The sequence below is a fragment of the Micromonospora sp. DT4 genome (genome assembly GCF_049841675.1).
Lineage (GTDB): Bacteria > Actinomycetota > Actinomycetes > Mycobacteriales > Micromonosporaceae > Micromonospora.
Window position 1 is genome coordinate 1 of sequence record NZ_JBNCKT010000182.1, and the last position, 6,657, is coordinate 6,657.

6 protein-coding genes are annotated in these 6,657 nt (G+C 66.6%); all 6 read left to right on the top strand.

Going from position 1 to position 6,657, the window contains the following annotated elements; genetic code table 11:
* A partial coding sequence (locus tag ACLQ24_RS27990) for a hypothetical protein (protein WP_425894737.1) occupies positions 1-1,082 on the top strand: 1,082 nt, incomplete at its 5' end.
* 406 nt (positions 1,083-1,488) lie between these two features.
* Positions 1,489-3,501 (top strand): hypothetical protein, encoded by a 2,013-nt coding sequence (locus tag ACLQ24_RS27995; RefSeq protein WP_425894738.1) that lies wholly within the window; start codon positions 1,489-1,491, stop codon positions 3,499-3,501.
* 297 nt (positions 3,502-3,798) lie between these two features.
* A complete protein-coding gene (locus ACLQ24_RS28000) occupies positions 3,799-4,998 on the top strand; it encodes a hypothetical protein (RefSeq protein ID WP_425894739.1) in 1,200 nt (399 codons plus the stop codon).
* A 98-nt stretch (positions 4,999-5,096) separates the two neighbouring features.
* Positions 5,097-5,534, top strand: a complete 438-nt coding sequence (locus ACLQ24_RS28005) for a hypothetical protein (protein ID WP_425894740.1) — start codon at positions 5,097-5,099, stop codon at positions 5,532-5,534.
* Positions 5,531-6,184 (top strand): hypothetical protein, encoded by a 654-nt coding sequence (locus tag ACLQ24_RS28010; RefSeq protein WP_393225836.1) that lies wholly within the window; start codon positions 5,531-5,533, stop codon positions 6,182-6,184. The genes ACLQ24_RS28005 and ACLQ24_RS28010 overlap by 4 nt, the downstream gene beginning before the upstream one ends.
* Positions 6,181-6,597 carry a hypothetical protein gene (locus ACLQ24_RS28015; RefSeq protein ID WP_425894741.1) on the top strand — a complete coding sequence of 139 codons (417 nt, stop codon included), beginning with the start codon at positions 6,181-6,183 and terminating at the stop codon, positions 6,595-6,597. The genes ACLQ24_RS28010 and ACLQ24_RS28015 overlap by 4 nt, the downstream gene beginning before the upstream one ends.
* Positions 6,598-6,657 lie beyond the last annotated feature (60 nt).

Below are 6,657 nucleotides of genomic sequence, written 5' to 3' on the forward strand. Positions count from 1 at the left end.
TCGTGCCTGCCCTGCTATACGCCCCAACCGGTCACTACCCGACCAGCCGCACGACCCCGGAACTTGCAACCGCCCTGGCGCTCACCGTCACCTGGCAACAGTCCGCCGGCGAAGGAATGTTTCCCGGCACCGTGCCGGACGTGATCGTGACCGGGCCGGGGACGTGCGTTCATTTCGATGGTGCGCTTTTGACCACGCGGCTCCTGTTCGAATGCGCCGCGGTCCTCGATGAGTTCTACCCTCAGGCGCTGGGCGCCCTGCGACCCTTCACTGATCCGTCGCTGATGCGGATGCTCGGTCATACCCTGACCGGCGAGTACGGCATTCCTTACCGACTGACAGAACGGCTCGCGGGCAGGTACATCGGCCCCGACGTCGTCCACGCGCTCATCGACTTCGCCCTCAACCCGGTCGTGCCTGGCCTCCACCCCGGGGGTGCCGTCGTCAAGTGGGCAGAACTCGACCCACCTACCCGCTTCCTGCACGCTGCGAGGACACTGTCTCGTCGGCCGGTGGAGCTGGAGTCCGTGCCGGCGACAGCAGCGACGGTAGCTTCCTGTCACGAGCGGTGGGAAGCCGAAACGGGCCTGCGGATCGGGCGAGTCGGCACCGACCTGACTGATCTATCGACGCTGCGAGAGGCGGCGCGACGACCAGCGCATCCAATCGAGGCTCTTCCGAACGCCACCCTGGTCTACGCCGCGAGGCTGCATCAGGAACGTGCCGAGACGTTGCACACGATCTCGCACTTCGGCCTCAACTTCGTCGGTGAGGGCGCTCTGCGTTTCGTCAACCCGGACTCATTCGGTCATGAGGGCAACTGGTGGTTGTTCCCGCCGCTGCGCGTGATCGAGGATGAGTACTGCTGGCCCTCGGAGCGGATGGACCAGGACGACGCAACCAACCTTTTGGTCGGGGCGGCCGTGTCCGCCGCGCTGGACGATGTGCTTTACGGCGTCGGCCCACTGCACATCGAAAACCTGCCACTGGCTGTCCTCCGAAGCCCCGGTGAGCTGGCGGGGCTCAACAACATTCTGCGCTCGATCATCCGGATGAACATCGGATGGGACAGGCCGCAGTGACAGTCGGCCTGGCCCGCCCTCGGATAACGGGGCAGCGGCAGCTGCACCCTCTGCTGCGCCAGATGGTCCCGCAGCGACCAGATCCCGCGAGGGATAGCCGTCTACGGACACCGGGACGGTGAAGAGCCGCTCATCCTGCCACTCGCTGTGTCGGCGGCGGATCAGAAGCGCGTTGTGCTACCCGACGTCGCGAGTGACTTGCCGCGCTTCCCCGGACGGGTGATCGATGCCAGTCGAAGCTCTACCTGCTGGGCCTGACTCGCTCGGCGCCAGGGCCAGGTGTAGATGCCACGAGACGTAGGCCATCGGAGTCGGGATGAGTTCGAACGACGCCGGCCGTCTTCCCGAAATGCCGGACCCCTGGCAGGGCACAAGCGATCTTGGCCGGCTCGCGTAAAGTCCTCACATGCAACCGAGGGCGCTCGAGCAGCACATCGCGGTGTTCGGAGAGAGCGGCAGCGGCAAGACTGTCCTGCTCTCATCGTTCTACGGGGCCGCCCAGGAGCCGCAGTATCTGAAGAGGAGCCTCTTCCACATTCTGGCGGAAGACATCGGCCAGGGTAACTGGCTGCACAAGAACTACCTCGGCATGAAGGACGACGCGACGCTGCCGCTCACCACCCGGTTCGCCGCCACGTCGTACGCCTTCAAAGTCCAGATGAAGGACGGGTCGGATCCCGCGGCGGCGAAGTCCCGGCCCTTCGACGTGCTGCGGGTGGTCTGGCACGACTATCCGGGTGAGTGGTTCGAGCAGTCGGTGCAGAGCCCGGAGGAGTCCCAGCGCCGCGCCGACAGCTTCCGGTCCCTGCTGAGCTCGGACGTCGCCCTGCTGCTGGTGGACGGTCAGAAGCTGCTCGACAACGCGGGCGAGGAGGATCGGTACCTCAAGTCGCTGTTCAGCAACTTCCGCAACGGCGTACTGTCGTTACGGGACGAGCTGCTGGAGGACGGCAAGCCGCTCGCCCAATTCCCCCGGATCTGGGTCATGGCGCTGTCGAAGGCCGACCTCTTGCCGGACCTGGACGTCTACCGGTTCCGTGATCTGCTCGTCGCGAAGGCCTGCGACGATCTAGAGCAGCTGCGCGAGGCCGTCGTCGGTCTGGTGGAGGGCCGCGAGGCGCTTTCGATCGGCGAGGATTTCGTGCTGCTCTCGTCGGCGAAGTTCGAGCCGGGCAAGATCACGGTGACCGAGCGCGTCGGGCTGGATCTGATCCTGCCGCTGTCCGCCATCCTGCCCTTCGAGCGGCACAACCGCTGGCACGAGTTGACGCAGCTCCCGGCACGTGTGTTCGAGGGTCGGCTTGAGCACGACTACTGGCCCTTGCACCCGAGAGGTTGGCGTGATGGATTGAGGGGGCTACAGGGTGTAGCTGCATGGCTTAGGATCACTGCCGCGGGGTCGTCGCCCGGCCTCGGACCTGGGGAGGTTGTCGTGCGGCGGGTCGCGGTGGTGTGTGTTGTTGCGGTGTTGTTGAGCGGGTGCGGTGGAGGCTCCTCTGTGCAACCCACGAGCAGTAGCGCACCGGTGGGTGACGACGGTGTGATCGAGCCGACGGGTCAGGTCGGTCTGCCGTCGGGGATCGTGATCTCGAAGGACAACTTCTCCGCTCGCACCAAGGGCTTGCTGGTGTATGACGTCGCCACCGGCAATTTGCTCGCCACTGCGGTGGCGCCCGGCGAGGCCAGCGTCAACCGCCGGGAGGCCTTCGACGCGAGGATGCATCGTCTGGCATACACCAACGATTGCGAGCTGTATGTGGCGACGCTGACCGGTGGTACCTATGTCCCGTCGGGACGGTGGAAGCCGCCACAGGCGTTCGGTGAGGCTAAGCAATGCTTCGACAACCCGACTTTCGGCGAGGACGGCCGGGTCCGAGCCACGGTCGGCGCCACGGTGTCTGAACCTGGCCGGGTGGTGTCCGTCGATCCGGCCCAGCCGGACGCGGCTTCGATGGATGAGGGCGCGGGAAGCGTTCGACAGGAGAAGAAGTTCCGCATCGCCGGCTTGAACAAGTCTGACGTTCGGGTTTACGTTGGCGGCGACACGGTCACCGATCTCGTGGTTACCGGGGTCAAGCCGGGCGGTGATGTACTTAGCGGCGACTTCTGGTACGACTGCAAGACGCAGGTCGACAAGGCTGCGTTCTTGTGTACTTCTTCCCGCGACATTTCGCGCCAGTACTATGGCAGCGTCGCTCTGGCTACGGTCGACGTTCCTGCGGGCACGGTGACGGTCAAGCAGGTCGCGCCGGCGAGTAAGGCTTCCCGACCCACGGTCCTGCCTGCTCCCGACAGGAAGCAGGTGGCGATCAACGACTCCACTGGCTGGTACACCACGAGCCTCGAGGGTGCTTCAAGCCCAGCCCGCCAGCCCCTCAGTGATCAGCAGAATCTCGGCGACATCCTCTTCTGGGCCTGAAGCCACTCCTCGGAGATCATGACCCGGCTGGCCCGCAACGCTGGCCAGCCTGGGCCTCCTGTCTCGGCCTGATCGATGGTGTCGTCCCGCTCGGCGGTGCAGTTGCGCGGGAAGGCTCAGTGAAGCGCCGCCGAGCCGTCCGTGGCTCTCCGTCACCCGACGGCTGGAGGGCGGGGCATCGCCCGATGATCTTGCCGTCGGAGGCCGGGGGGCATTTGGCAGCCTCGGCGTACGAAGGGTCTCCTGCTTGCTGGCTTACCGCGATACTGTCGATGGTCTATGAGTGATGCAGCGGCCTTGACGTTCGATGACTACGCTGCCGAATCGGCTGTTCTCGGGATCTACCGGCAGGTCTTCGCGGTGTTGGCGCGGAACGCCAACGCGATGGTGGACGACGCGGACTCGGTCGGGGTCGACGAGTCGATCTTGCAGGCGATCGCTGACGCGGGGCCAGCCGGGATGACGATCGAACAGGCCGTGCTTGCATGTCCGGCGGTGCCGGCGGATGTGGTCCGGCGCCGGTTCGAGGTGCTGCGGTCGTACCGTGCGGTGACCCGGGTCAACGAGCGGCCGCACGAGATGTTCTACCAGGCGACGTTCGCGCCGTACGTGATGTTGCTTTTTCTGCGCCGGTTGTCGCAGACCGGGGGCCAGGCGGAGCTGCACCGGATGTTGTCGATGGCCCGGCTGGCGCTGGACGACGATGACACGACCCCGGAGATGGTGCGCGAGCAGTTGCTGGAGATGACGACGGTTTTCCGGCTGCTGGCGAATCCGATCATGCAGTTGGCGAAGTCGGCGACGGTCGAGTCCTTGCGGACGCAGGCGCAGCCGCTGCTGGGTAACAGCGACCTGGTCGACAAGGCGCGGGTGTATCACAATGCGGCCGCGGACCGGCATCCGCAGTTGTTGCCGGAGTGCACGCAGCTCCGGATGGCGTTGGCGGCCTATCGCGACGCGTTGAACACCGCGGCCGGGCGGCTGCTGGCGCAGGCTGGTAAGACGCGTGCGTTGGGGTTGCTGCCAACCGAGCGGTGGCGCACGTTCGCGCGGGACAGCAGTACCGAGGGGCTGGCGCAGGCGCTGGACGGTTTGCTGTTCGACGCGCCGGAGCCGTTCTTCACCGCCGACGATCTGCTGGACGCGGTGGAGGAAGGGCTGCAGTCCGACAGTGGCCGGAGGCCGCCGCCGCGACCGCGTGTCGACGAGGAGCCTCCGCCGACGGAGGTCGACGTCGACCCGGAGGCGACGCTGTTGGCTCAGCGCGCGGAGGAGTTGCTTGCGGGGCGGGATGTGGTCACGGTGGCGCAGCTTCTCGCCGACGCGGGTGACTGGCCGACCAGTCGGCGAGTGTTGTCGGAGGTGACCGCGATTCATCTACGCCCGGAGCTGCCGTACACGGTGACCTGGGGCGACGGGTGGCGTGTCGATGTGACGTCCACGCGGACGTGGGTCTCTGACGGCTGGTTCCGCCGGGACCAGCAGGAGGCGGCGTGAACGAGCGGGATGCGGCCCTGTGGTGGGCGCGGATTCGGTCCGGCGGTCCGCAGCGGATCTCCGGTGGTGGGCCGACACCGGCCGGGCTGCGTCGTCTGGTGGAGGCTGACGCCAGGGCGGTGTGGCTGATCCCGAACCTGCCTGACAGCGCGGGACCGGCTGTTCTGATCGAGTACGGGGTGCCGGGCTCTTCGATGATGGACAGCAAGGGAACTCTGCGAGTGCTGGCCGCGACTTTGCGGTGTTGCTGGCCTGATCCCGCGACGGATCTATGGCCCGGGCTGCCGGCTTCGACCGGTCATGTTGGTCAGGTGTTGCAACGGCTGGTGCCGGGCCGCAACAAGGTGAGTCGTCAGCAACTGCTGTCCGCGGGGCTCCGGCGCCTTTCGGTATCGGGTTGGGTATTGCTGGAGGGAGCGGACACGGTGCGAATCGGCCCGCGGATCGCGTCCTTCGGGTCGCTGGAGCTGAGCACGCTTCGGGAGCTGTGGCGGTTGATCCCCGACACCGCTGAGGACGGGCCGGAGGGGTCGTGAACCGCCCGAATTCGATCTTCGAAGAAGTGCTCGGGACGTTGCCCGATCGGCAGCGGGAGCTGGTCGAAGCCGCGTACGCGCTGCTGGAGCACAGCAGTGGCCCGGTGCACCGGCAGTTCCTGCCCGCGCTGAGCGATGCGACGAGCCGTGAGCGGCTGGAAGAGCTACTTCGCCGAACCGGCCGGACACTGGTGACGGTTGATCAGTTGCATTTCACGTCCGGGTTCGACGACGCCGTACGGACTGAGCTCACCGAGACGGGGTGGCAGCCGCTGTCGCTGGCCGACCGGGCCGTTTTGGTCCTGGTGCTGGTCCACTCGGTGGCGATTCCGCGCAGCGAGGAGCAGATCGCTGCGGACTCTTGGGAGAGCCCGTACCCAACCACGTTGCAAGACGTCAGCCGTGACAGCAAGGTGCCGGTCGGCGAGGTCAGAGCGGCCCTGGGCCGGTTGACCGCGTGCGGGCTGCTCCGAACGGTTCGCGGCGGCGACCACGACAGCGGATACGTCCCGGGCCCACAGTTGTCGCGGCTGACGCCGGCCGCCCGCGAGCAGTTGCAGGACCAGTTGATTCTCGCTGCGGCACCCGACCATCCGCTGGCCGCAGCGATCCGGGAACGCCGGCACAACCGCGTGGGAGGGCAGCGTTGACGTCTGTAGCCGTGCCGTCGGACGGAGTCGTCGAGGACATCGTCGGAGCGCGCGTCCTCGCCGGCATCCAGATGGTCAACATCTCGCGGCTGTCGACTCACCCGGTGCCGATCACCGCTCGTGGGCTGATCACCGTGGCAGGACAGGGGCCCTCGGATTCCAACGGTGCCGGCAAGTCGTCGTTCATCGCCGGACTGAGCCTGCTGCACGCCGACGAGCAATGGCGGTTGCAGTCGGGGGCGCAGGCAGCGGCCGAGTTGCTGTTCACCGCCGAGCTCGCCGGCCAAGAGGCGATGCACGCCAACGCCGACCGCGGCTACCTGATCGGCGTGTTCGTGCCGCCGCAGGCCACCACGGCGGAGGAGCTGGATGCGTCGGCGTTGACGGTGTGGCTGCGGATTATTGACCCGTAAGGCAAATAGTTGATGGTCAGGAGGCGGCGTAGCGGACTTCGGGCTTGCGGAACAAGGATT